Origin of the sequence: Paenibacillus sp. OAE614 (assembly GCF_040546645.1) — a bacterium.
GTDB lineage: Bacteria > Bacillota > Bacilli > Paenibacillales > Paenibacillaceae > Paenibacillus_AQ > Paenibacillus_AQ favisporus.
In genome coordinates, this window is the sequence record NZ_JBEPOD010000001.1 from 4,872,662 (window position 1) to 4,897,579 (window position 24,918).

The 24,918-nt window shown below is 54.6% G+C and carries 23 protein-coding genes and 2 pseudogenes; 6 read left to right on the forward strand and 19 right to left on the reverse strand.

Annotation, left to right across the window (positions count from 1 at the left end; all coding sequences use genetic code 11):
- Positions 1-78: 78 nt before the first annotated feature.
- A complete protein-coding gene (locus ABIE48_RS22475) occupies positions 79-2,253 on the reverse strand; it encodes a methyl-accepting chemotaxis protein (protein WP_192715789.1) in 2,175 nt (724 codons plus the stop codon).
- Between the two features lie 456 nt (positions 2,254-2,709).
- On the opposite strand from ABIE48_RS22475, the gene ABIE48_RS22480 reads away from it, so the two are divergent.
- The 4 genes from ABIE48_RS22480 (at position 2,710) to ABIE48_RS22495 (ending at position 7,110) form a co-directional block, all read left to right on the forward strand.
- Entirely contained in the window at positions 2,710-3,909 is a 1,200-nt protein-coding gene (locus ABIE48_RS22480; protein ID WP_192715790.1) for an MFS transporter, read from the forward strand.
- A gap of 97 nt (positions 3,910-4,006) precedes the next feature.
- Complete coding sequence (locus ABIE48_RS22485; RefSeq protein WP_192715791.1) at positions 4,007-5,245, forward strand: aspartate aminotransferase family protein; 1,239 nt, start codon at positions 4,007-4,009, stop codon at positions 5,243-5,245.
- Positions 5,246-5,301: 56 nt separating this feature from the next.
- Positions 5,302-6,339 (forward strand): zinc-dependent alcohol dehydrogenase, encoded by a 1,038-nt coding sequence (locus ABIE48_RS22490; RefSeq protein WP_192715792.1) that lies wholly within the window; start codon positions 5,302-5,304, stop codon positions 6,337-6,339.
- Positions 6,340-6,384: 45 nt separating this feature from the next.
- Positions 6,385-7,110, forward strand: a complete 726-nt coding sequence (locus ABIE48_RS22495; protein WP_192715793.1) for an HAD family hydrolase — start codon at positions 6,385-6,387, stop codon at positions 7,108-7,110.
- A 173-nt stretch (positions 7,111-7,283) separates the two neighbouring features.
- Here ABIE48_RS22495 and ABIE48_RS22500 read toward each other — a convergent pair whose 3' ends face one another.
- From ABIE48_RS22500 to ABIE48_RS22550, 11 genes and pseudogenes are all read right to left on the reverse strand, one after another.
- Positions 7,284-7,889 (reverse strand): DUF1349 domain-containing protein, encoded by a 606-nt coding sequence (locus tag ABIE48_RS22500; protein WP_192715794.1) that lies wholly within the window; start codon positions 7,887-7,889, stop codon positions 7,284-7,286.
- Positions 7,890-8,060: 171 nt separating this feature from the next.
- A pseudogene (gene mltG, locus ABIE48_RS22505) lies at positions 8,061-9,129 on the reverse strand (endolytic transglycosylase MltG).
- Between the two features lie 111 nt (positions 9,130-9,240).
- Positions 9,241-9,552, reverse strand: coding sequence for a DUF1292 domain-containing protein (locus tag ABIE48_RS22510; RefSeq protein ID WP_116229388.1), 312 nt, complete (start codon positions 9,550-9,552; stop codon positions 9,241-9,243).
- Positions 9,545-9,853 carry a DUF1292 domain-containing protein gene (locus tag ABIE48_RS22515; RefSeq protein ID WP_192715796.1) on the reverse strand — a complete coding sequence of 103 codons (309 nt, stop codon included), beginning with the start codon at positions 9,851-9,853 and terminating at the stop codon, positions 9,545-9,547. Before ABIE48_RS22515 ends, ABIE48_RS22510 begins: the two co-directional genes overlap by 8 nt.
- A gap of 11 nt (positions 9,854-9,864) precedes the next feature.
- Complete coding sequence (gene ruvX / locus ABIE48_RS22520; protein WP_076169645.1) at positions 9,865-10,281, reverse strand: Holliday junction resolvase RuvX; 417 nt, start codon at positions 10,279-10,281, stop codon at positions 9,865-9,867.
- A gap of 9 nt (positions 10,282-10,290) precedes the next feature.
- The gene (locus tag ABIE48_RS22525) at positions 10,291-10,551 is read right to left on the reverse strand and encodes an IreB family regulatory phosphoprotein (protein ID WP_076169644.1); all 261 of its coding nucleotides are present in this window, start codon (positions 10,549-10,551) and stop codon (positions 10,291-10,293) included.
- Positions 10,552-10,754: 203 nt separating this feature from the next.
- Positions 10,755-13,379, reverse strand: a complete 2,625-nt coding sequence (alaS, locus tag ABIE48_RS22530) for an alanine--tRNA ligase (RefSeq protein WP_192715797.1) — start codon at positions 13,377-13,379, stop codon at positions 10,755-10,757.
- Between the two features lie 395 nt (positions 13,380-13,774).
- Positions 13,775-14,806 (reverse strand): AI-2E family transporter, encoded by a 1,032-nt coding sequence (locus ABIE48_RS22535; protein WP_483312695.1) that lies wholly within the window; start codon positions 14,804-14,806, stop codon positions 13,775-13,777.
- 415 nt (positions 14,807-15,221) lie between these two features.
- Positions 15,222-15,429, reverse strand: a pseudogene (locus tag ABIE48_RS22540) (hypothetical protein).
- A 13-nt stretch (positions 15,430-15,442) separates the two neighbouring features.
- Positions 15,443-15,964: a PRC-barrel domain-containing protein gene (locus tag ABIE48_RS22545; RefSeq protein WP_076169640.1), complete on the reverse strand. Its 522-nt coding sequence runs from the start codon at positions 15,962-15,964 to the stop codon at positions 15,443-15,445.
- Positions 15,965-16,124: 160 nt separating this feature from the next.
- Positions 16,125-17,267: a cysteine desulfurase family protein gene (locus ABIE48_RS22550; RefSeq protein WP_192715800.1), complete on the reverse strand. Its 1,143-nt coding sequence runs from the start codon at positions 17,265-17,267 to the stop codon at positions 16,125-16,127.
- Positions 17,268-17,435: 168 nt separating this feature from the next.
- Between ABIE48_RS22550 and ABIE48_RS22555 the strand changes: the two genes are divergently transcribed.
- Positions 17,436-17,771 carry a hypothetical protein gene (locus ABIE48_RS22555; protein ID WP_076169638.1) on the forward strand — a complete coding sequence of 112 codons (336 nt, stop codon included), beginning with the start codon at positions 17,436-17,438 and terminating at the stop codon, positions 17,769-17,771.
- A 163-nt stretch (positions 17,772-17,934) separates the two neighbouring features.
- Here the strand turns inward: ABIE48_RS22555 and cymR are convergent, their stop codons facing one another.
- Complete coding sequence (gene cymR / locus ABIE48_RS22560; protein WP_076169637.1) at positions 17,935-18,354, reverse strand: cysteine metabolism transcriptional regulator CymR; 420 nt, start codon at positions 18,352-18,354, stop codon at positions 17,935-17,937.
- Positions 18,355-18,757: 403 nt separating this feature from the next.
- Here cymR and mnmA point away from each other — a divergent pair, with 403 nt between their 5' ends.
- Positions 18,758-19,882, forward strand: a complete 1,125-nt coding sequence (gene mnmA, locus ABIE48_RS22565; protein WP_354519692.1) for a tRNA 2-thiouridine(34) synthase MnmA — start codon at positions 18,758-18,760, stop codon at positions 19,880-19,882.
- A 150-nt stretch (positions 19,883-20,032) separates the two neighbouring features.
- Here the strand turns inward: mnmA and ABIE48_RS22570 are convergent, their stop codons facing one another.
- The 6 genes from ABIE48_RS22570 to ABIE48_RS22595 all read right to left on the reverse strand — a co-directional run bounded on the left by ABIE48_RS22570 (position 20,033) and on the right by ABIE48_RS22595 (position 24,874).
- Positions 20,033-21,343, reverse strand: a complete 1,311-nt coding sequence (locus ABIE48_RS22570; RefSeq protein ID WP_192715801.1) for a replication-associated recombination protein A — start codon at positions 21,341-21,343, stop codon at positions 20,033-20,035.
- Between the two features lie 122 nt (positions 21,344-21,465).
- Entirely contained in the window at positions 21,466-22,029 is a 564-nt protein-coding gene (locus ABIE48_RS22575; protein ID WP_192715802.1) for a GNAT family N-acetyltransferase, read from the reverse strand.
- 140 nt (positions 22,030-22,169) lie between these two features.
- Positions 22,170-22,493: a DUF6092 family protein gene (locus tag ABIE48_RS22580; RefSeq protein WP_192715803.1), complete on the reverse strand. Its 324-nt coding sequence runs from the start codon at positions 22,491-22,493 to the stop codon at positions 22,170-22,172.
- Positions 22,474-22,995 carry a nitroreductase family protein gene (locus tag ABIE48_RS22585; RefSeq protein ID WP_192715804.1) on the reverse strand — a complete coding sequence of 174 codons (522 nt, stop codon included), beginning with the start codon at positions 22,993-22,995 and terminating at the stop codon, positions 22,474-22,476. Before ABIE48_RS22585 ends, ABIE48_RS22580 begins: the two co-directional genes overlap by 20 nt.
- Before the next feature lie 19 nt (positions 22,996-23,014).
- Positions 23,015-23,875 (reverse strand): NADPH-dependent oxidoreductase, encoded by an 861-nt coding sequence (locus ABIE48_RS22590; RefSeq protein WP_192715805.1) that lies wholly within the window; start codon positions 23,873-23,875, stop codon positions 23,015-23,017.
- Positions 23,876-23,923: 48 nt separating this feature from the next.
- A complete protein-coding gene (locus ABIE48_RS22595; RefSeq protein WP_089548328.1) occupies positions 23,924-24,874 on the reverse strand; it encodes an aminopeptidase in 951 nt (316 codons plus the stop codon).
- Positions 24,875-24,918 lie beyond the last annotated feature (44 nt).

Genomic DNA, 24,918 nt, shown 5'->3' on the forward strand with positions numbered 1-24,918 from the left:
TGAAAACTGTTTATTGGGTTGGCACTACACTGCCAACGTTGCTGCATGCGAATAAAGCTATGCTTCCTTATGCTTCCTTTAGTTCAGCGTAAACCGGGACAGCGATTCCTTCAGCTGAATCGATACATTTTCCAGCTTGGCGGAGAGCTCAACGAGATGATCGCCCACGCTTTGCTGCTCATTGCTGAGCGAGGCAACTTCCTCGGAGGTCGCCGAAGATTCCTCTGCTACCGCGCTGACGTTGCTCATGCCTTCCGAAAGGACGCTGTGCGAATCATGCAGCGCTGATATCGATTCGGTTACGGATTGCAGCCGCTGCGTGAAATCGCCCATCTGTTCCTGAACTGATACGAAAATTTCGTTCGTTTCCTTCACCGCATTCATTTGGTGCTGGAACAGCGGATAAGCGTCCGACAGCGCTTCGACCGTTTCATTCATCTCGGACATGATTTGACCGGTGATCTGCCCAACCATGTCAATCGATTGTCTGGATTGGTCGGCAAGCTGGCGAATTTCGTCCGCCACGACCATGAAGCCCCGTCCGGCCGCCCCGGCCCGCGCCGCTTCGATCGTAGCGTTCAGGGAAAGAATATTCGTCTGCTTCGTAATGTTTTGCAGCACGACCAGCACTTTGTTGACAGAGCTTGCCGTCTGCTTCAAGGCATCCACCTTGTGCATCAGCTCACGCGTCATTTCTTCCGTTTGATGCGTTTTGTCCAGCAGCTCGTTCAGCTGTTTGGTTCCGTACTGGCTGGACTGTTCAACATGCCGCGCGGCGCTGCCCATTTCCTCATTGGCCGTGATCACCAATCCCATCTGCTTGGCCATATGCTCGGTCATCTCGTTTCCGCGCTCCGCCTCGGTAGCCAGACTGCTTGCCCCGTTAGCGATTTCCTCGGTCGCAATGGCGATTTCTTTGGCCGAGATCGCCGTCTTCTTGGAAGCATCGGTCAGCTCGCCCGCCGTTTCAAGCACGAGCTGGGCCGTCGTATTCGTCTGCTGAACAAGCTTCGTAATTTGATCCACCATCAGGTTGAAAGCTTGTCCCAGCTGACCGATTTCATCCTTGGACTTATGCTGCGTCCGCACGTTCAGATTGCCCTTGGCCCCCTCCAGCATCAGATCCTTCAGCTTGCTGAGCGGGCTGGCGATCATGCGTGCCATCCAGAACCCGATCAGGATGGCGACCACGATCGCTCCAACGGCCATTCCCATGGTCAAAATCAGAATTCCCTTGGCGTCTTTGACCAGCATTTCGACCGGAACGGTTCCGACCAGCTTCCAACCTGTCGTCTCGAGCGTGTTGTATACGGCAAGGATTCCATCCCCCTCGTTATCCTGCGTTTCCAGTGTCTTGGCCGGTTCTGTCTGGCCTTGCATGAACGAAAACGTAGACTTGGTTCCTGCTTCGCTGTTCACGGTAGAGGCAACGACTTGACCGTTCGCGTCGCCCACCTGCAGCTTGCTGCCGTCACCCAGGCTGATTCCGTTGAGCTGGTTTTCGATGACGTCGGTCTTAAGCTCCACGATAATGACGTAGGCTCCGCCGCGGGACAAGCTCTGCAGCGAGCGGACCAGCTCGAAGGAAACGCTTCCATCCTTACCCTTTGAAGAAGGAACCCATGATGTCTGATTTGTTTTCTTCGCATTTTTTAACCAGTCGGCTTCGCGGATCGTATTGATGTCCAGGCCGCCTGAACCGGAAGAGATGATTCGCTGCGACTCTTCGGGCGGAACCAGGTAAATCGCTTTGATCGAAGAGTTGCTGTTCAGCTGGTTTGACAATTTTTTATTGATCTGATCCGTAAGCACGAAATTCTGGTATTCATCCTGCCGGTTCCGTGCCAGCTCGTCGATGACGCTCTGCATTTCCGGATCAAAAAACATCTGCATCGCCATATCTTCATACTGCTTCAGAATGATATCCAATTTTTCCTGAGTTTGCTGGATCGTCTGGCTATTCGCCAGCGCCGTATTGTTCTTGATGGTGCTTTTGGCTTTGCTATAGGATGTTAGACCCAGGGTCAGCACGATCGCCGCTATCGCCACGAAAAAAATCAGGAACAGCTTCACGCCCACCGACTTGAACGGGTTTAAATTTTGCAGCTGTGCCCCGCTGATACCCGGCAGGCTGGCGAACCGGGACGGCTTTTTCGGATCTCCAGGACCTCCTGATGCTGCTGAAGCCTTCTGCGTGCTGCCGCTCCGCTCCTTTGAGCTGGAGCTATTCTGTTTCTGTTTCTCTTCCCCCATATCTTTCTTTCGAATCCATCCCACTCTCACTCACCGCCGTTTCAATTTCTTGCATTACGTCGTATGTAAGTTTAAAAAACGAATGCCTACTTTATTCTTCGACATTTTCCATCTCGAACCTTTGCTTTTTTGGCAATTTTTTTATAACTTTTTTCCTAAACCTCATAATTCCATTGAACTATGCATGGAAATGCCCATTAAAGATGATGAAACAGAGGCTGCCAGAGGCGGAAGACCTTATTATTCGACGAAACCAGTCAAGCCTCTTCTTTCTCTTTCGTATGAGAAAGGAACCATGCGGATGGTGCGTTCTCCTTCTAATTACATATTTTTTACATTAAAAATATTTTTTTACAAAATAACATATTTATTTTATGGCTAATATGGTATAAATTGTATTACATCAGCTGATAGATTTGGAGATCTCCCAAAATATCGACAAAGGAGCGTGAATTCTTGCGGAGGTTGTTTACCTTAAGCTGCGGATTTTACCTGCTGATCGGAATCACCAGCGTGGTGCTCGGCGCCATGCTTCCCGTCCTCCTGGCCCATTACCATAAGGATTACGGTGACGGCGGAACGCTGCTCTTCCTGCAGTTTCTCGGTTTTCTCGCCGGAGTTACGGCTTCGCCTTTCATGTCGGCCCAGCTCGGCCGAAAGCGGATGCTGGCTGTTTCCTTGGCCTGCGTCACCGCAGCCTGCATTGTCATGGGAAGCCTTCCGTCCTGGACCTGGATCATTCTGATGACCCTGCTCGTCGGTTTCGGTTCCGGCATCATTGAGTCTTCGATCGGCGCGTTTACGATTGAATTTGCCGAAGAACAGAAAGCGGTCGCCATGACCAAGCTCGACGTTTACTTCGGTCTGGGCGCGCTCCTTATTCCCGCGGCGGTCAGCCTGTTTCTTACGATGGACGCCTGGTTCCTCACCTTTTTTACAGTTGCCCTGGTATCGCTGATGCTATTGATCCTGTGGCTGGCCATGCCGGAAGAGAGCTCCGCACGGCTGGACAAGGCGGTATCTGCTGGTTCTCCGGAGAAAAACCGCTACCGGGGTAGATACGCCGGGCTGCTGGGTATATTCATCGTCTTTTTCTTTGTATATATGGGTCTTGAGCTGGGGCTGATGAATTTTCTGCCCTCCATTCTGATCGAGAAGGTGCACGTTAAAGATTCACTCGCTTCCCTTGGCGTCACCATCCTGTGGATTGCTATGGTCATCGGGCGGCTGTTCGTGGGTAGAATCGCGGAAACGGTAAGGTATATCCCGTTTTTGGTCTGGAGCACGGCGGCTACCCTCGCCTTTACGATCGGGTTCGCTCTATGGGCGAACGAATGGACAGCCTACCTGCTCGTCTTTGGAGTCGGTGTCTCGATGTCCGGGCTGTTTTCCATCGCCCTCGTGTATGCCAACGTGCTCATTCCGGGAATGACGGAGACAACCACCAGCATCCTGATCGCATCCGGCGGGATCGGCGGCGCGGTGCTGCAGTATCTGATCGGCTGGTCGATGGATCAATGGTCGGCCGGAATGGCCGTCTGGATCCTTGCCGGATTCAGCTTGATCCTGCTGGCGTCCCTGATCCTCACCAAGCAGCAGCAGTCCAGGAAACATAAGCTGGGAAGAAGCCTTCTGGGGCACGGCCACGAGGGATGATGGCCCCCTTTTTGGAAAATCCGATATCCATAAGGAAAAGAATATTCTTATAACAACCTATTACCGAAATTATAATTAACCTTTGGAGGGAAGACGAATGCAAACCTTAACCACAAACCGTTTCAAGTTTGGAAAAGGGATTACGTTGGTCGATGATGCAGGCACGGAGTATTTGGACGGCGTGTCCGGAACGTTCAATCTTTCGCTCGGCTACAACCATCCGCATGTCGTCGAAAAGGTTCAGGAGCAGGTGGGACGCCTGACTCACATGTCCTCCACTTTTACCGAACCTTATGTGAACGAAGTGCTCGACCAACTGACCGAGCACGCCCCGAATGGGATCGATACAGGCTGGATGCGGGATATTACCGGCTCCACGGCCAACGAATGCGCGACCAAGATTGCGCAAAAATTTACGCAGGCCACCGACATCGTCAGCTTGTTTCTGTCCCATCACGGCCAAACCCAGTTTGCCACCGCCATCTCCGGCAACGCATTCCGGCGCAAGCACTTCCCCAACTCGACTGCCGCGAACAGCGTACACGTTCCCGCTCCTTACTGCTACCGCTGTCCCTTTAACGCCTCCCGCCCGAACTGCGGTTTTCAATGCATCGAATCGATCCATGACCACCTCGAATACGCAAGCTCCGGGTCGGTCGCCTGCATCATCATCGAGCCGATCCTCGGCAACGGCGGGAATATCGTTCCACCCGAAGGATATTTCAAGCTGCTGCGCAAGCTTTGCGACGAACACGGGCTGCTTCTGATCGCCGACGAGGTTCAGACCGGGATCGGGCGGACCGGTTACATGTTCGCCAGCGAACGGTTCGACATTCAGCCGGATATGATCACCCTTGCCAAAGGGTTGGGCGGTATCGGTGTTCCGGTGGCGGCCGTGCTGATGCAATCCCGCCTCGATGTGTTGGAGAAACACGAGCACTCCTTCACCTCGGGCAGCAATCTGATATCCGTCACGGCGGCCAAGTCCACCCTGGAGGTCGTATCCGAGCCTGGATTTTTGGATGAAGTCAAACTGAAAGGCGAAATACTCGGCGACCTGCTGCATGAGCTTGAGACCAAATACGCCTGCATCGGCGAAGCACGCGGAGTCGGGCTGATGTGGGGTTTGGAGATCGTGGACGAGGATGGGGCACCGGATGTCGCCAAGACCAACGCGGTCATCGATCGCGCTTTTACCGATCAGCATTTGATCCTTCGCGGGTCCAGATACGGATTCGGAAACGTGGTCAAGGTCAGACCGTCCCTGACCGTAACGACGGATGAGATCGTAACGATCGTGGAAAGACTGGACGCGGTTCTGGCCAGCGTCGGTTAACAGGTCTGCTAATGTTCGCAAAAGTCAAATATCCATATCCAAGGAGGTAATACGTGATGCAGGCATTGGTATACAATTCGGCATGGGACGTAACGCTTGAGGAACGGCCGGAGCCGTCCATTACAGAGGAACATCAGGTTCTCGTCCGCATTCGCGCCACCGGCGTGTGCGGGACCGATCTGGGCATTGTGAGCGGCAAATATCATGCGGTATCTTCCGTCATCCTGGGCCACGAATCGGCAGGAGATGTCGTTAGCGTCGGCAGAGGGGTCACCACGCTGAAGCCCGGGGACCGGGTCGTGATCGACCCGACTTATTACTGCGGGCACTGTGAGATGTGCCGAACTGGCCGGCAAAATCACTGCATCCATAAGTCTGTGACGGAAACCGGGGTCAGCGCCAACGGAACCTTTACCGATTATTACGTCACCGAAGACCGCTTTTTATATCCATTAAAAGATCATGTCAGCTACGAGGAGGCCACCTTAACGGAGCCGCTAAGCTGCATCCTGACAGGAATCAACCAAATCCGGCTTCTGCCGAATTTTCGCACGGTCGTCCTCGGCGCCGGACCCATCGGCATTCTGTACAGCTATGCCCTGGCCTCCAAAGGCGTAACGGGAAGCATTGTGGACATCTCCCAGGAAAGGCTCGCCATCGCCGGGAGTATCGCCCCGGAACGCTGGAGAGCTTACGATTCGTTCGAAACGGCCGTAGCGGAGGCCTCATCCGGCGGCGGCCAGGTGGATCTTATCGTCGATACGACTGGCGTGGTCGGAACGCAGGTGCTTCCAAGCCTGGCAAACGGCGGTTACCTCATGCTTGTCGGCTTAAGAGACGGCGTCAGCACCTTTAATCCCAAAGAGGTCGTCGACCGGAGCCTCAAAATCATCGGCTCGATCGATTCCCTGGGCACCTTTTCCACCGCCCATTACATGATCGAGCGCCAAATTATTCCCGCGCAAAAAATCATAACCCACACCTATCCCTTGGCCCGATACCGGGAAGCCTTCCAAGCCCTGGGCTGTGATCTGGACGGGCGTTCGCTGAGCCCTTCGTCCCAGGCGATCAAGGTCATTCTGCAATCGGTCTAAAGCCGTTTATCCCGAAAAATAACGACAAAGGAGCGTTAAGCTTATATGACATTGCAGAAGCAGGAATGGCAAGCCCCGCCGGTAAAGGCCGTTATTTTTGATATGGACGGCGTGCTCGTAAACAGCGAACCGATCTATTTTGAGATTGAGCGCAGCTCGTTCGCCCACTTCGGCGCTCCCGTAACGGAAGAGGAGCATCACGGCTACGTGGGGGTAACGCTGGAGTCCATGTGGAGGCAGGTGCTGGAGAAGCATAAGCTCTCCTTCCCGCTGGAAGAAGTGCTCGCCTATCATCAGAATAACGTGCTGGACATCATGGCAGCACACCCCGAACTGCAGCCGATTCCCCACGTAACGCCATGGCTGGATTGGCTGCGCAGCCGTCAGGTGCCGCTTGCGGTAGCTTCTTCCTCGCCTCCGTCCCTGATCCGGCTCGTCATGGAACGTACCGGACTTGGAGCCTTTTTCAGCGTGCGGCTTTCCGGAGAAGAAGTGAAGTCCGGCAAACCGGCACCCGATATTTTTCTGCAGGCCGCCAAGCTGCTGGGAGCCGAGCCCTCATCATGCCTGGTCATCGAGGACTCTCGCAATGGGGTCACGGCCGCAAAGAGCGCAGGCATGCGCTGCATCGGGTACCTTAACCCCGGATCCGGCCGGCAGGATTTGTCCCAGGCGGACCATGTCATTACTAGCTACCTTGAAATGGCAGCGATCCGGGACATGCTGTCCATCGAACGGCTCACTCCAGTCCCTTTGCATTTACAGGCATAACGCTGGCGGCTGTTTGATACGGCCCGGCTTCAAGAAACAACCGATTTGAATTCAACCACCAAAAGGCTGCAGCCTCCGTCCGGGTTCGGACAAGAGTCTGCAGCCTTTTTCGCCGATGAAGTCGACTGTTCCGGTGAAGGAGCAAAGGCAAGCTCAGCCGTCAGGCATGGCCTTCATTGCGACTCCGGCGGCTGTTCATGCACATCCGCATCCGGCTGGGCCGTTGCCCATCGGGTAAAGGCCACTTTGAGCCCAGCACTTGTCGGCGCGCACAAATACGGTCCCGCTTGCCATTCATCCGGAGTAAGCCGGCATACGCGGACGGTTCTCCAGCCTTCCCCTTGCGTTCGTGCTCTGATAATAACCGCATCTTTCAGACGGGACGCCCGGATCGTCACGATCTTCTCCATCCACTCCGGGACAGGCGCAAGCGACCAATCCGAATAGCCGTGGGTCACGACCGCTCCGAGATGAGGGACGCCGTCATTCATCTCGATTCCGGCTTTGATCCACTGCTGCCCATGGCTCCATAACATCAGCCCTGCCTGGTCATACAAATGATCGAAGGCGGTCAAACGGAAAGTTACCTCTACCGCTTCTTCCCCATCCCATGGCAGCAGAAGCGAGTGGCCGTTGTCCCGTTCAAAACCGTACATGGTCGTTTGCCAATAATCACTGCCCTGGCACGCTTCAACGATCAGCTCCCCGTCCTTCTCCTCACAAGCAGCCGGTTCCGTCGACCAGCGGCCGCTAATCCACGGTATCACTTGTTTAGTCATATTCATGCCACCCTCTCCCCAAACGAATTTTAACATTTTAACGATTTCCAGGCGAAACTACAGTACTTAAAAAGCACCCCGGACCAGGCGGAAGCGCGTGTCTCCGGCAGAGTCTGAGGTGCTTTGGTGCTCGCAGCGGCAAACGGACTTTAGTCGATAATTGCCCTGCAGCTACTGCTTCGCATTGCTGTTGCTTTTCTTGATGTTGTTCAAATGCTCCTGGTACGTCTTCGCGAATAAATGCTCATGCGAGCCGTCCTTCTTGGTCACGTAATACAAATAATCGGAAGCTTTCGGCGATAATGCGGCTTCGATCGAAGCGATGCTCGGACTGCAGATCGGTCCTGGCGGGAGCCCCGGATGCAAATACGTGTTATATGGACTGTCCACCTTCAGGTCCTTATACAGCAGCCGTTCCTTCGGCTCCTTCAAAGCGTACTGCACCGTTGCGTCGATTTCCAGCTTCATCTCCTTGTGCAGGGCGGTTGTAGATGACACCCGCAACAAGCGGACGCTCCTTGTCGACGACAACCTCCCGTTCGACGAGCGAAGCCACCGTCAGCATCTCGTGCAATGTAAGGCCATGAGCCTTCAGCTTCTGCTCCAGATCAGGGATCTGATCCAGCTTGCTCTGCATTTGCTCCAGCATTCGGGTCAGGATCTCTCCCTGCCCGGTCCCTTTTTTGAATTCGTACGTGTCCGGGAAAAGGTACCCCTCCGCCTTATGCTTTAACGAAGTATTCGTAGGGATCTCTTTAAAGGCCGGTACGTCCGTCTGACCGCCGGTATCCGCCAGCTTTACGAACGCGGCCGGATCACTCTGGCTTGCTTCTCCCACCGTCTTTGCGATCTGCTCCAGCGTATAGCCTTCCGGAATCGTAATGCGGATCATTTCCGCCTTCACCACTTCGCCGCTGTTCAGCTTGGCAATCAGTTGGTCGTAGGTTACCCCCGGCTTCGCCTCATAGGTTCCCGCCTGAAAACGGGAGCCCTGGTTTTTCCATTTCAAGTAGATTTTAAAGAACATATCGTTTTTAATGAGTCCACTTTGCTTAAGAACCCCGGCAATTTGCGAAGTTCCCATTCCCTGCTCAATGGTAAACTTGACGGCATTCTGCGAAGCCTTCACCGGCTGCATGCCGTTCCAGACGTAATAGGCCCCGCCGGCAATGATCACCAAGACGATCACCAGCACAACCAGAGCCTTTTTGGCAGCTTTCAAACCGATCCAACCCTCCATAACCAAAAAAATCCCCACAAAGCAGCGCAATGCTCCGTTTCACGCATTCCGCTGTCTTTGCGGGGACTCCGGAGTTATCAATTTTGGTACTTGATCAAACCTTGTGCCCGATTAATCTTCGCTGTCCTCAGGAAAGGTCATTTCATCGTACAGCTCGCTGATATTTTCCCATTCATCGTCATCATCTATGGTGACAAGCCCAAGAGTTCCTTCAGGCGAGGAGACCACTTTCAGGATATCGAATTCACCGCTTTGATCTCCTGGCTTTTGGAGCACAGCATAGCTCTGACCGTTGATTTCAAACTCAGCTGTAAGATCGTAGACGGAAGTGACTCCGTCCTCATCTTCCAGTTCCACAGTTGGACCAAAGGCTTCCTTCAGCTTGGAAGTCCATACGGCCTGATCTGCAGAGAAATCATTCATGTTCATTCCCTCCATCAAGTTCGGCAACCAGCGTATTGAACGTTTCCTCGACGATTTCCCACTCTTCGTCGTCCTCGATCATATACAGCTTCAGATCGTCTCCGTCCTCCTCATAGCGGAAGGCATAGACCTCGTCAGAGTCATCATCCTCGGAGTCAAGCGGAACGACCATCATATACTTGGAGTCCGAGCCGTCGACCTCGAATTTCATGATGACTTCAAACTCCTCTTCATTGCCTTCGTCATCGGGAATATAAATAATTTCCGGTTCTTCTTCCATACGATTACGGTCATTAGCCATTTGTATCACCCTCACCTTTTACTCTTAGAGTCCAAATAGTTTTGCAAAATCAAGCTGGCAGCCATTTTATCCACGACTTGCCTGCGTTTCTTCCGGCTGACATCCGCTTCAAGCAGCGTCCTTTCGGCGGATACCGTCGTCAACCGCTCATCCCACAGATGAACCGGCAAGTTCAGCATGTCTCTCAGCTGATCTGCAAACGCGATGCAGATTTCGCCGCGCGGACCAATGCTGCCGTTCATGTTCTTCGGGAGGCCAACCACGATTTCTTCCACTTCCTGCTCGCGGACCAGATCCGCAATTCGCTGCATTTCCGCCCCGTCGCGGCGGCGTTCGACCACTTCAAGCCCCTGGGCGGTCCAGCCGAACATATCGCTCACGGCCACCCCGATTTTGCGGTCCCCGTAATCGAGTCCCATAATTCTCATAAAGCTCTCCTATCGGTGATTGGCTAGATAGAACCGGACCAGCTCTTCAATCAACTCATCACGCTCTTTTTTTCGAACCAGGCTTCTCGCGTTGTTCTGGCGCGGTATATAAGCGGGGTCTCCGGATATCAGGTAGCCGACGATCTGGTTGATCGGGTTATAATCCTTCTCCACCAGCGCGTCGTATACCGTCAGAAGGATATCCTTCGCGGAGGCCTCCTTCTCATCACCCTTCACGTTAAACTTGACTGTCTTATCCATGGAATCCATTTGTGACACCTCGCTTCTTCAAAAACATGTCCATGCATGTTTTGACGAATTGAATCTTTAAGGTTTCCTACTTTTTCTATCATACCATACCGGGCCGCGCCGAAGGAAATTCCACGGAAATAAAAAACAAAAATTTTACAAAGTCCCGGGTAGCCGCCGGAGTCTTTACAATGTATTGGATGCAGAAGGCAAAGATGATATGCCTAAATTCCAGATCCAACCAATTGCTCAGCCAGCTTCAAAGCGTCTTCGAGCTTGCTGGCGTCCTTGCCGCCAGCCTGGGCCATGTCGGGACGTCCGCCGCCTCCGCCGCCGCAGACTGCCGCGATCTCCTTCACCAGCTTGCCTGCATGAAGCCCCGATTTCACGAGCTCCTGCGGAACGGAAACGACGAAGTTCACCTTCTCGTCCATCGCTGCGCCGAGAACCAGCACGGCATTCGGGAGCTTGCCCTTCAGTTCGTCGGCAATCGAGCGCAGGCCGTCCATGCTTCCCGCATTGACGCGGACAGCGAGCAGCTCTCTTCCGTTCACCTGCTTCACCTGTTCGGTGAGCTGGCCGGCTTCGATCGTGCTCAGCTTGCTCTGAAGCGACTCGTTCTCGCGTCCCAGCTCTTTCAGCTGGCCGTGCAGCGCTTCAATCCGTCTCGGCACGTCGTGCAGATTCGATTTAAGAAGCTCTGCGGACTGCTTCAGCAGCGACAACTGGCCTTCCAGGAATTCGTATGCCATGCGGCCGGTTACCGCCTCGATCCGGCGTACCCCCGAGCCGATGCCGCTTTCGCTGACCAGCTTGAAGATTCCGATCTCGGACGTGTTGTTCACGTGGCATCCGCCGCACAGCTCCAAGCTGTAATCGCCGACCTGCACGACGCGGACGATGCTGCCGTACTTCTCGCCAAACAGCGCCATGGCGCCCATCGCTTTGGCTTCGTCGAGCGATTTATATTCAATTGTTACATTAGTGCCCTTCCAAATTTGTTCATTCACGCGGCGTTCGATATCCGCCAGTTCTTCCGGCGTAATGCTGCCGAAATGCGAGAAGTCGAAGCGCAGGCGCTGCGGCTCAACGAGCGATCCGGCCTGATTGACGTGGGTGCCGAGTACTTCCTTCAGCGCTTTATGAAGGAGGTGGGTCGCCGTATGGTTCTTCTCGATGTCTCTGCGTTTGTCATGATCGACTTCCGCCTTGACAGTCTCGCCGACCTTGAGCTCCCCGGCTTCCACCGTCACCTGGTGCACATGCTGTCCGTGCGGCGCCTTGAAGAGGCCCTCCACTCTGGCCGTCACCGATCCGCCGCGCAGCAGACCCTGGTCGCTGACCTGGCCGCCGCTCTCAGCATAGAACGGAGTGACGTCAAGCACCACCTGGGCGCTCTGTCCTTCCCCGGCGATGTCCACCATGGCGTCATCGATAATGATCGCCACAATTTTCGACTCGGTTACCGTGTCATTATATCCAACAAATTCACTTTTAACCGTATAATCGGACAGGACGCCGCCCTGAACCTTCATGCCGCCGCTCTCCTGGCGGGCTGCACGCGCGCGGTCGCGCTGCTCCTGCATCGCTGCGTCAAAGCCTTCGCGGTCAACGGTCAGCCCATGCTCAGCCGCATAGTCTTCCGTCAGGTCGAACGGGAAACCGTACGTATCGTACAGCTTGAATGCATCGCTGCCGCCGATCTGCTTCGTGCCCTGCTCCAGCGCCTGCTTGCTGATTTCCTCGAGGATCGCCAGGCCGTCGGACAGCGTCTCATGGAAACGTTCTTCCTCCGTGGAGATCACCTTCTCGATGAATTCGCGTTTCTCCACCACGTTCGGGTAGTATACGCCCATAATGTCGCCGACGGTTTCCACCAGGCTGTACAGGAACGGACGGTCAAGACCCAGCACTTTGCCGTAACGTACGGCGCGGCGCAGCAAACGGCGGATGATGTAGCCGCGTCCTTCATTTGACGGAAGCACGCCGTCGGCCACCGCAAACGTAACGGTGCGCACATGGTCGGCAATAACCTTCAGTGCGACGTCGCCCTCTACGCTTGCATTGTATTTAACGCCGGCCAGTTCTGCCGTTTTTTGAATGATCGGCTGGAACAGGTCGGTGTCGAAGTTGGAGTCGACGTTTTGCAAAATGGATGCAAAGCGTTCCAGGCCCGCTCCGGTATCAATGTTCTTGTTTGGAAGCGGCGTGTAGGAGCCGTCCTTGTTGTGGTTGAACTGCGAGAAGACGAGGTTCCACACTTCCAGGAAGCGTTCGTTCTCCCCGCCCGGGTACATTTCCGGATCGGACAGGTCGCCATAGGCTTCGCCGCGGTCATAGAAAATTTCCGTACAAGGACCGCAAGGGCCTTCGCCGATGTCCCAGAAGTTATCCTCCAGCTTCACGATCCGCTCGGCCGGCAGGCCAATCTTTTCGTTCCAGAGCTTAAAGGCTTCTTCGTCCTCCGGATATACCGTGACCGACAGGCGCTCCGGATCGAATCCGATCCATTCCTTGCTGGTCAGAAATTCCCATGCCCATGTAATGGCCTCTTCCTTGAAATAGTCGCCGATGGAGAAGTTACCGAGCATTTCAAAGAAGGTGTGATGCCGGCGGGTTTTGCCTACATTTTCGATATCGTTGGTACGGATACACTTCTGCGAGTTCGTGAGCCGGGGATTTTCGGGACTGATGCGTCCGTCAAAATACGGCTTCAGCGGGGCCATACCCGCGTTGATCCACAGCAGGGAGGGATCGTTATGCGGCACGAGCGAAGCGCTCGGCTCGATCTGGTGTCCCTTGCTTGCGAAAAATTCAAGCCATTTGGAACGAATTTCACTTGCTTTCATATTAAACAGCCTCCAGCTCTCTCGTAAATTGCATGCAAATGGACGGTTAAACGTAAAAAACGCCCCTGATCAGATCAGGGACGAATGAATTCGCGGTACCACCCTGGTTACCGCCTGAACGACTGCCGGGCGCCATACGCCGGCTGCCAGCTTGAATGATCAGGCGATCGCCTTGTTAAGGCCGTTAACGGGGCCAGCCGGTGAATTTGTCACACTCCGAAATCAGCTTTCCGGACAGTATCGCTTGGGGGCTCTTGCAGCCGTCACGCTCACCGTGAAGGAGCCCTTCTCTGAACAAGGAGGAACTGCCGTACTTCATTTCATCGCCGTTTTGTCCGTTTTTGCATAGTATTGTCTGAATTATATCCGATAGCGCGGACGCTTGTCAAACCGCTCTACGTCGTCTTCCGCTTGACGTAATAGGCAAAGAAGTGCTGAATGATGACCTTGAGCACCGCGAATAAAGGCACCGCCAGAATCAGTCCGACGACCCCTGCGATCTCCCCGCCGACCAGAAGGGCAAAAATAATCAGCATCGGGTGAAGATGCAGCTTCTTCCCCACGACCTGGGGCGATACGATATTGCTCTCCAGGAGCTGGCACAGCCAGTTCACGATGATGACCATCAGCACCATTTTCCAGGATATCGTCGAAGCCATGACCACCGCAGGCGCCGCGCCTAGGAACGGGCCGAGGTAGGGCACGATGTTGAATACCGCGACGATGCTCGCCATCAAGAGGGCATACGGCATGCCGACGATCATATATCCGATATAAGCCAGAATGCCGACGATGAGACACACCAGAAACTGCCCGCGGACGTAATTGCCGAGCGCCTCATCGATCTCCTTCAGCAATCTGACGGAAGCCTTGCGCCGGGTGCGCGGCAGCAGCGATACGACCGCCCGCTCAAAAACGTCGAAGTCCTTTAATATGTAGAAAATCAAAAACGGGATGATGAAAATGTTCAGCACGATGTTAATGGTACTGCCGATATGGTCCATGAAATTGGAGATGCCTTTGGCCAGCCGGTCCTCCCACTGCAGCAGCCACTGATCCACGCCCTCCTTGATTCCCACCGGAAACCCCCGATTATCCAGGTTGTTCATGATGTTCTGGGCATGCATCGTCATCTCCGGCAAATGCTCGTTCAGTTCTTCCATCTGCTCGATCAGCATCGGGATCAGATTGATCAGAATCACCGCAAGGCAGGTCAGAAAGACGGCGTAAATGAGCAGCACGGCGATTCCCCTCGGCATTTTCCGCGCGGCCAGCATGCAAACGACCGGATTGAGCACATAGGAAATGATCATCGCCACGACAAAGGGGGCCAGGATCGCTTTCAGAAATTGATAGATATTCATGAACATCGGCCGCAGCAGCCAAACGAAATACAGAATAATCAGACCAAGCAGGATCCAAATCATCCCCCGGAACCATTTATTGGCCGTCAGTTTATCCACCTTGTCTCCTCCTTCCGGACGTGCTGTCAAGTTAGTATATGTCCCGAAATTCGAATTTAACCTATTGGCGGCCACGGGAGGAGAAGTATGGGTAAACGCAAAGAAACCCGGATACCTGATTCTGCCGTGCAGGCAAAAACGGGTACGGGTTTCCAAGATGACGGCAATAAGACCGTGTATGGTTCTTTCCGCTATGGGTGCTATGTAACCAATAATAGGGATTGAAGCTGCCGGGTGAATCCCCCTTGCGGGCCGTGGCAAAGTGAAGACAAACCACAATTAGCGGAAGGGGCGGCTCCATTACGCAGCATAAATCAGAAAAATATTCGTTAGGACCCGAGGGTCTGCGGAAATGTTCTGACCGGTACATGCATATGGTTTAAGAGGAAGCGTGCAGATGAGGAAAATCCTGAGGAATCTCCTCAAAGAACAAATCGTCCAGTGAGCTGAGCGTACCGTCCTCTTCTACCTGGTATACGGACATTTTCTCCCCGTTCACCGTCAGTTCGATAAAGCAGCCCCAGCAGTAAAAATTGGTGGGAACCGATTTTTCCTATATCTTTGGAATTGCAGTTAGGACATCTCATATTCATTGATCACCTATCCGTTAACAGAATTAATGGCTTTTTCCAAACGCTGTTCGCTCATAGGCGGAACCATGACCGCATTCTCCCCTATGGACATTTCCGTGGTGCAAGGCAGCCATTTCCGCCCTTCAATCAAATCCGAAACAAATCCGTCGCTTATTTCGAGACCTAATATTGTATTTCCCATTTCCTGGTCAAAATAAACGTCCGTCACTTTACCGAGCATCGTACCGTCCTCAGTAAGCACGTCCAGATCCTTTAATTTATTTTTACCCAAAAGATAGGTGTATTGTATGTCGTCGGCATCCGTCTTGCGAACAGCCTGTTTATTACGAATCATCACAGCATCTTCGCCATAAGCAACGACGTCCTCCCAGGACACCGTCTTCGCTGTGTTGGAGAACAACCCTTTGCCTTCCAGCTCAAGACCTTGAATTTTCCAATCTTCGGTGATGATAATATCGTATATTTTGCCGATCTCCTTGCCTTCTTCCACATCAAATACGGCAAGTCCGATCATCTCTTGGAATTTCATGGCCAGGATCCCACCTTACCCTCTTCAAAATTGAAACGAACCCCTTCACGTTACCACCGAAGTCAGCCAATCCAATGCGGCACGCGCAGGTCGATTTGTCTCGCGAACGGTATGGAGCACTCATCCCTCCCTCTCCATCCATGGAGAATCCCTACCTTTCTTACGTAAGACGACGCAGAATGGTTTCAATTTTTTGGGCTGTGTACTCCATATCTTCAGTAGTATTACCCAAACCAAAGCTGAATCGAATCGCCGAACGCAAAACATTTTGAGGCAGCTGCATGGCCTCCAGCACATGGGACAGCTCCAGCGAGCCTGAAGTGCATGCCGAACCGCTGGCCGCGGCGATACCCTCCATGTCGAGATTCATCAGAAGCGTCTCCGTATCTGTCTGCGGGAAGCTGATGTTCACGATGTGGGGAAGGCATTCCTCTTGGTGGCCGTTGATTACAAAAGCATCCCTGCCGATCTTCTGCTCCAGCGTGCTGATCAAGGCCTGGCGCAAACGAAGATCATGCTCTCTTCGCTGCTCCATCTGGCGGGAAGCAATCTCCACGGCTTTGCCGAAGCCGGCGATTCCGGCCATATTTTCTGTTCCGGCGCGCCGCTTTTTCTCTTGGAGTCCGCCGTGAAGGCGCGGTGCGATGACCAGTCCTTTGCGGACGTACAGCGCTCCTACACCTTGAGGTCCGTTGATTTTGTGCGCGGAAAAGCTCATCATGTCGACCGGAAGCTCATGGCAGTTGATGGGCAGCGCTCCAAGAGCCTGAACGGCGTCCACATGAAAAAGGATGTCTCTGCTTCGGGCGATTCTCCCGATTTCTTCAATCGGCTGAATCGTTCCTACCTCGTTGTTCGCATACATGATGCTGATCAGAATCGTATCCTCCGACAATGCCGCCTCCAGATCCTCGGGCCGAACCCGTCCGGTGTGGTCTACCGGCAGGTAAGTGACACGGAAACCTTCCTTCTCCAGCTCTTCGCAGGCGTGAAGCACAGCATGATGCTCGATGGACGACGTAATGATGTGCTTCCCCTTAGACCTGCGCATGGAGGCTGCGCCGAATAAAGCGAGGTTGTCACTTTCCGTGCCCCCGGCGGTAAAGACGATCTCATCGGGCAGGCAGCCGAGAAATTTGGCGATTCGGTCCCTTGCCCCGCTGACGGTACGTTTGGCCGCACGGCCGAATGCGTGAACGCTGGAGGCGTTGCCGTATTGTCCGGTCATGACGCGCATCATTTCTTCCGCCACTTCCGGATGTACCGGAGTGGAGGCCGCATGGTCCAAATAGATTGATTTCATGATTACACCACCTTGGTCTTGTGTAGTATTTCGCTTATGATGTCCAGTGAAATTGTTGTATTCAGATCAGGAATTTGGAGCCTGTTCATACAGGGTTTGGCTCGGATAGAACGGTTTCCGGGCAGTCATAATATGTCGGTAATCCAATCCCGATATGGAGGTCATGACATGAACCCGTATTCCCAATCCCAGCAAATCAACCAAATCATTCATCAGCTGACGCAGCAAACCCAACAAGCTTCTATGGCTTACCAGCAAATGCTGAAGCAGGAGCAGCAAAATGCGATGCAGCTGGAGCAGCTCGCTCAGCGTGAGCAGCAAACGTCGCAAATGATTCAATCCGCCCTTCAAGGCCACCAGCGCGCCATTCAACAGCTGCAGCAAATCTCCAGCCTGGCCCAGCAAATGGTGAGCTCCGTTTCCCAGCCGGTATCGGGATATATGGAAACGCAGCAGCCGCAAGGCTTCCAAACGGGGTTCAACAACCAGTTCCGTCAACAGTAACAACCGGAAACAGACTCGCCGAAGCGGGTCTGTTTTTAATTTGGAAAACATTTACTTACAAAACTTTGGAAGTTGACTATCCTTACAGAAGGTACACCCGGAAGGTACGCCGTTTGCAAAGCCGAATGCCACTCGCAAGGGGCGAGTGGCTGCAGCTTGTAGTCTAGATGTAAAACATATAGTTCTCGGACGTCTCTTTCTCCTGGTAGGAGATCAGGTCTGCAAGCGTCGTCGAATCCAGCACGTTGGCGATTCCGTCACGGATCCGCAGCCAAAGATTACGTTTGGCCGGATCATCCTCTTCTGTAAAATCGACCGGCGAAATCGGCCCCTCGAGCACGCGAATGACATCACCGGCTGTAATCTCGGAAGCTTCACGCGATAAGATGTAACCGCCGTAAGCGCCGCGTATGCTCTTAACGAGTCCGGCGTTCCGGAGCGGAGCGATCAGCTGCTCCAGATAGTGCTCGGAAAGTTGGTTTTTCTCGGCAATGCTCTTCAGGGATGTCGGCCCTTCGCCGTATTTGGCGGCAAGCTCCATCATGATTGTCAAGCCGTAACGGCCTTTTGTCGATATTTTCAAAGGTGGCACCTCTCTCAAGTAAAATTCATGGTATCTATATAGAATGAACTCAAAAACTTCATGTTGAGGGCTTGGATAAGCCTATTACAACAGGGGGTTCAAATTTCGAAACTTGAGTTGCATCTATTTAGCTCTTACTCATGTATCGTTATCAATGGCTTTGATTCAACATGTCGGTGAGTTGATCCAAGAGAATACAGCTTATGTAAGCTTTTCCATATCTGCGTATTCCGATCATTTCCCTAGCCTATGTTAACATATCCGGCTCCGTTTTGGTTTAAAAAACAATGACAAAACAAAGAAATGTTCGCGACCGGTGGACAACCTATGTGGTGTGATCTGTGGACAAATGTGTTAAAATAGAGGCTATGGGCACAATCTCATATGAAAATGGTGATGACTTTTGTCTACAGATAATCAAAATATACGTGTCGTCGTCGGGATGTCCGGCGGTGTCGACTCATCCGTCACCGCGCTGCTTCTGAAGCAGCAGGGCTACGACGTCATCGGCATTTTTATGAAAAACTGGGATGACACCGATGAATTCGGCAACTGCACCGCGGAAGACGACGCCGAGGACGTCCGCCGCGTCTGCGAGCAGATCGGCATTCCTTATTACACGGTGAACTTCGAAAAGGAATATTACGATAAAGTATTTTCCTATTTTCTCGATGAATATAAGTTGGGCCGCACACCAAATCCCGATGTCATGTGCAACCGCGAGATTAAATTCGGCGAATTTCTGACGAAAGCGCTGAATCTGGGCGCCCAATATGTAGCCACCGGCCATTATGCCCGCGTTGTCGAGCAGGACGGCGTCTATACGCTGCTGCGCGGCGTGGACAGCAACAAGGATCAGACCTACTTCCTGAACGCGCTCAATCAGCAGCAGCTGTCAAAGGCGATGTTCCCGATCGGACATCTGCCTAAGCCCGAGGTCCGCCGAATTGCGGAGGAAGCCGGACTCTACACCGCCAAGAAAAAGGACAGCACCGGGGTATGCTTTATCGGAGAACGCAATTTCAAAGAGTTCCTGAGCCAATACCTGCCTGCCCAATCCGGCCAAATGGTCGATATCGCCACCGGCGAAGTCAAAGGCCGCCACGACGGCCTCATGTACTACACGCTTGGACAGCGCCAAGGCCTTGGCATCGGCGGTTCCGGCTCGGGCGAACCATGGTTCGTCGCCGACAAGGATCTGGAGAAGAACATTTTGTACGTCGTACAGGGGGATCAGCATCCCAGCCTGTACTCCACCGGACTCATCGCTTCAGGCGTGAACTGGATCGCGGGACAAGGGGCCGTGCCCAAAGAGCCCTTCCAATGTACCGCCAAGTTCCGCTACCGCCAGCCCGACCAGAAGGTTACACTGGAATGGCTGCCGGACGGCAACGTCCACGTTACGTTTGCCGAGAAGCAAAAGGCCATTACACCCGGCCAAGCCGTCGTGTTCTACCAGGACGATGTGTGCCTGGGCGGCGGAACGATCGACAAAGTGGAAAAAGTTCAATACGAAGCTGCCATCTAAACGCAAAGCATATGTGCAAACCGCCGGCTCTTTCGAGGGCCGGCGGTTTTTTTGCATGCCGTCCTTAAAGATTCTCCCTGCCATCATTATTATCCTGCTGTCATTGCAAAACTAATCCCCAATCGAAGGATGTTCCCAGGCACCGGCGGTTTAAGACTGATCCTTCCGAAGCTGCTGATTATGCCGGATTTTCGCCTCGTTGCCCTGCTCCGACGCTTCATAGAATACCCGGCCGGCGATTTCCCTCGGCAGGTAGTCCTGCTTCACATAATGGCCGGGATAATTATGCGGGTACTTGTACCCTTCATGGCCCAGCTTGACAGCACCCTTATAGTGCGTATCCCGCAAGTGAAGCGGCACTTCCGCGGATTTGATCTCGTCCATGGCGGACATCGCATTCGAAATCGCCGTATAGACCCTGTTGGATTTCGGGCTCTCCACTGCAAACAGGATCGCCTGCGCAATGTTCAGCTTCGCCTCCGGCCAGCCGTTGTTCCGGTAAGCGTCCAGCGCGCTGACGGCCTGAACCATCGCCTGCGGGTTTGCCAGCCCGATATCCTCGCTGCTGGCGGCAATCAGCCGGCGGATGAACACCATCGGGTCCATGCCCAGCTTCTCCACCGCGTAGAGGAACCAGAACAGCGCGGCATCGCTTGAGCCGCGGATGCTCTTATGAAACGCCGAAAGCACGTCATACTGGGTCGACTCGTCCGCACGCACGATCGGCCGGCGGATGGACTCCTCCGCCACTTCGAGCGTGATATGGACGGATCCGTCCGCCTCAGGAGGCGTCGTCAATGCCGCCAATTCCAGCGCATTCAGCGCGCGCCGGATATCCCCGTTCGCCATCGTCGCAATATGATCCAGAGCTTCCTCATCGACCTTCAGCTTCATGAAGCCGAGCCCCTTGTCCGGATCCTGCAGCGCCCGCTTCATCGCCAGCATGGAATGCTCCTTAGTAAGCGGATGAAGCTGGAACAACGTCGAGCGGCTCATCAAGGCGCCGTTCACATAATGGAACGGGTTCTCCGTCGTCGCTCCGATAAAAATGATCGTCCCCTTCTCCACCGCAGGCAGCAGCGCGTCCTGGCGCGAGCTGTTAAAACGGTGCACCTCGTCCAGAAAGAGGATCGTTTTCGTTCCGTACATCGATTTATTGGTCTGGGCCTGGTCAATCACCTCGCGGACATCCTTGACGGAAGCGTCAACCGCGTTCAGCCGGACGAAGTCCGCCTGCGTATGCTGCGAAATAATATGGGCGAGCGTCGTCTTGCCGCATCCCGGAGGCCCATACAGGAGGATGGAGGATACCTGGTCGGCTTCAATCGCCCTGCGGAGCAGCTTGCCCGGACCGACGATATGCTCCTGTCCAATATATTCATCCAGCGTGGTCGGCCGCATCCGGTCGGCCAAGAGCCGTGCGCCCGGATTCGCGTCCTGCTGGAAAGAGAATAAGTCCATTCGATTCACGTCCTTGAAAGTCTAAAATGCTTGTCCCTGCGGACCAAAGCTGTTCTTCTATCATACCATACCCGGCCGGGAGAGTTCATTCCCTTCTGTTTCCGGGCGAACAGGAGGTGCGCTCATGACTTGCTCGGACGGCGGTAGGCCTTTTCGTGAAAGCGCAGGATCGACTGAAACAGCTCCTCGCCGCCGTCATGCGATTCGACGGGATGCTCGGGATCAAGGCTGAGGTACATCGCCCGGTACGTTTCAGGAACCCAAATGTACGAATGCACGTACGCTGTCGGCGTAAAACCGACCTTTTTCCAAAAGGAGATTCTGCCGGCGTTTTCTTCCGACGGATCGGCTTCCGCTTCGATCACGATACCTCTCCAGCCCCTTCTGCCGGCCCATTCACGCAAATCCCGGAGGCAGGCAAGTCCGACACCTTGTCCCCTTGAATTTCCCCGTACCGCAATATAATCGATGACCAGCAGGTTTTCCTTGGCATCCGTCCCCGTCAGGGCCATGGCAGCTGCGGTTTGGCCTTCGCTCCAGACGTGCAGTGCACACAGTCCCCTTTCAAACATGCGCATGATGATCGCTTTCGTTTTCCGCCCATGCTCCGGAAAAGCCTCCTCATAAATCGGCTCCGCCTGCTGCCACATCGCTTCGTCCCAATGTTCCGTCACCTGATGCTGCATCGTTCGTTGTTCTCCTTCTTTGTAGAAAATGGATGGTCATGCCTTTATTATAATGGCCCGCATGACGAAAAACACCGCAGAGCCGGCCAGCCGGACTGCGGTGTAATATTAACAACGGCTCTCGTCGTTGCGGCGAGCTGCTAAGCTTCGGGCTTCACTTCAAGCGTCGCTTGAACCAGCACGGCGATCGCCCGGTCCAAGGCTTCGGCAAAGCCTTCAGGGTCCGTCATCGCCACCGGCCGGGATTCGCGGACAACAGCCATGGCTTGCTCCACCGTCTCGTCCCGAATCCCGGCGTCTTGCAGCAGCTCCAGCCCCTTCTCCAGCGTATCCGCGAGCCGCATCGGGCCGTAGGACTGGGGCTCACGGTAGAGGGCGCGGGCGCTGGTCAGCACATAGGCCGCAAAATCCAGCATTCGCTCCCGCATATCCCCTGCTCCCGGGTTAGTTTCCGTAGCGTTCATATGAAATCATCTCCTTCAGCGGCTTGGACGTTTTCGGACGCGGAGGCTTGTCGGCGTAGCCGAGGCTGATCAGCAGCTCGGGCTTCACTTCCTCCGGCAAACCGGTGATGGCCGCAATGGACGGTGCGTGGAACGACCGGACCGGACAGCTGGACGCGCCGAGCGATTGAGCGGTGAGCATGATCGCGGAAGCGGCGACCCCCAAATTAATGAACCGCAGCGTGTCGGCACTGTCTGCTCCGCCCCGTGCCAGCGCCTCCTGATGATTGCTGCAGAGAACGACCACCGCCGCCGGCTGCCCCGACAGCCCCTGCGCAAACCGCTTGATATGCCTTATCTGCACTTCGTCCTGAACGACGACAAAATGCGATTCCTGCGCATTGCTTGCCGACGGGCTGTGAAGAATGGCTTCCTCGATCGCCTCTACGATATGCGTCTCAAGCCGCTGGTCAGTAAAAGAACGCGCGCTGCGCCTTGCCTTGATGGTTTCCAGTACATCCATGGTGTTATCCCCCTCTCGCCTAACGCAAGGAAAATCCTCTCCGCATCAAAACTTCCCGTAAATTCTCTCTCAAGCTTGACGATGCCGCGATCGTCTCCGGTCGCGTGCAGCGTCTGGCCGTGTGCTCACACCAGCCATAATCCGATCCTTCCTTCTCCGGCTCGCCGGCAATCGAGACCCGGCGGCCGTCATACGAACGGCGTGATATCATTTGCTCATCGTACGCCTTCAGCCCTTCGTCCAATGCGGCGGCCGAATACCGTTCTTCATGAACCGTAACGCTCCCCGGCAGGCGGGGCTTCACCCCTCTGCGCACCCCTTCACGCTCCCGGCCGACAGCCAGGCCGACCACGGCAAACATCCCCTCGGGAAGGCCAAGCTCAAGCGCCAGCTCCTCCGGATGGTTGCGGACGGACCCGACCGGGACGGCGCCATAACCGAGCGCTTCGGCAGCGACCAGGGCGTTCTGCATCGCCAGTGCGGCATCGACGGAAGACAGCAGCAACATTTCAAGCGTGTCCGCTTTAAAGTCGTAGCCCTGCCGCTGCGTTACATATTTCAGCCGATAGATGTCCGCGCAGAAAACCAGCATCACCGGCGCTTCCTGAATAAATCCCTGGTGGCCGGAAAGCGCCGAAATTCGCGATTTCCGGTCCGCGTCCCGGACAACGATGATGCTGTAAGCCTGCAGGTTGGAGGAAGTAGGTGCGCTTCTGGCGGACGTCAGGATCGCTTCAAGCGCGGCCGGCGGCACCTCCTCCGGCGTAAAGCCCCGGATGGACTCATGGCTGGTCAGAACCTGGATCGTCCCGTTCAAGTGCGTTTCGTCCGGCACCCTTCCCTCCAGCTCGAAGCGGTTTCGTATCATGTTCCGTCCCATGTCTCTCCCCCCTCAAGCAATAGGCATTCCACTAGAACATCATAGGGTTCAGCCGTTCAATTCCCCATTCTTCATGATTTGACGGCCGTCCAGATACACATCCGGCTTGCCGACGACGCAATCGATATGCACGCCTGCGGCGACGACGCCGCCGAACGTGTTGTTGCTGCCGAAGGCCACGTGGATGGTGCCGTACACCTTCTCGTCTTCCAGCACGACGCCGGTGATCCGGGCCTTCTCGTTCGTGCCGATGCCGAACTCGCCAAGCAGACGGCCGTCCCCGTCGCCGAGCATCTGCAGCAGCTTCTCTCCCTCCGGCCCGCCTTCGGCCGCGGTCAGGCGTCCCTTTTCCACAGTCAGCACGATCGGGCCCGACAGCTTGCCGATGCCGGCAATGGAGCCGTCAACGACGATTTGACCTTCGGCCGTTCCTTCGACCGGTGCAATATAGGCTTCACCCGAAGGCAGATTTCCGGATTGCCCCGGCTCCAGATACATGCCCGTGCTGGGCACCCCGTCCCGCCCCTGGATGGAAAACTCCAGCGAACGGCCGTCCTTCTCGATGCGTACCGTTTGAGCGCCTGTCAGCATATCCGTCACTTTCTCGGTCAGCGCTTTGACCTGCGTATAATCGGCGGCAATGGCGCCTTCCAGAAACATGTCCTCGGTGATGCCCGGCATGGTAGCCAGACGCGCTCCGGCGGCTGCCGCCTGCTTGCGGGCCTGCGTATGCGTCAGCGAGTGCTTCGTAATGCACACCACGACCTGCGCTTTGGTCATTGCGGCCGCAATCGCCTCAGGGGGCTCCTCCCCCGACTTCGCGCGCTCTGTCATGACAGCCAGCATCGACTCGGCTCCGAGGCGCTTTCCGGCTTCATGCAGCGCTTCGGCCAGCTCCTTCCGGCTCTCATCGGTAACGACCAGAAAAGTCTCTCCGGATTTCAAGCCAAGGCAATCGGCCAACGTGTTCATACTGATTTCAACGATCTTTTCATTCATTGCGAAACAGCTTCCTTCCTTATAAAAAATAGGGCTCGACCGGC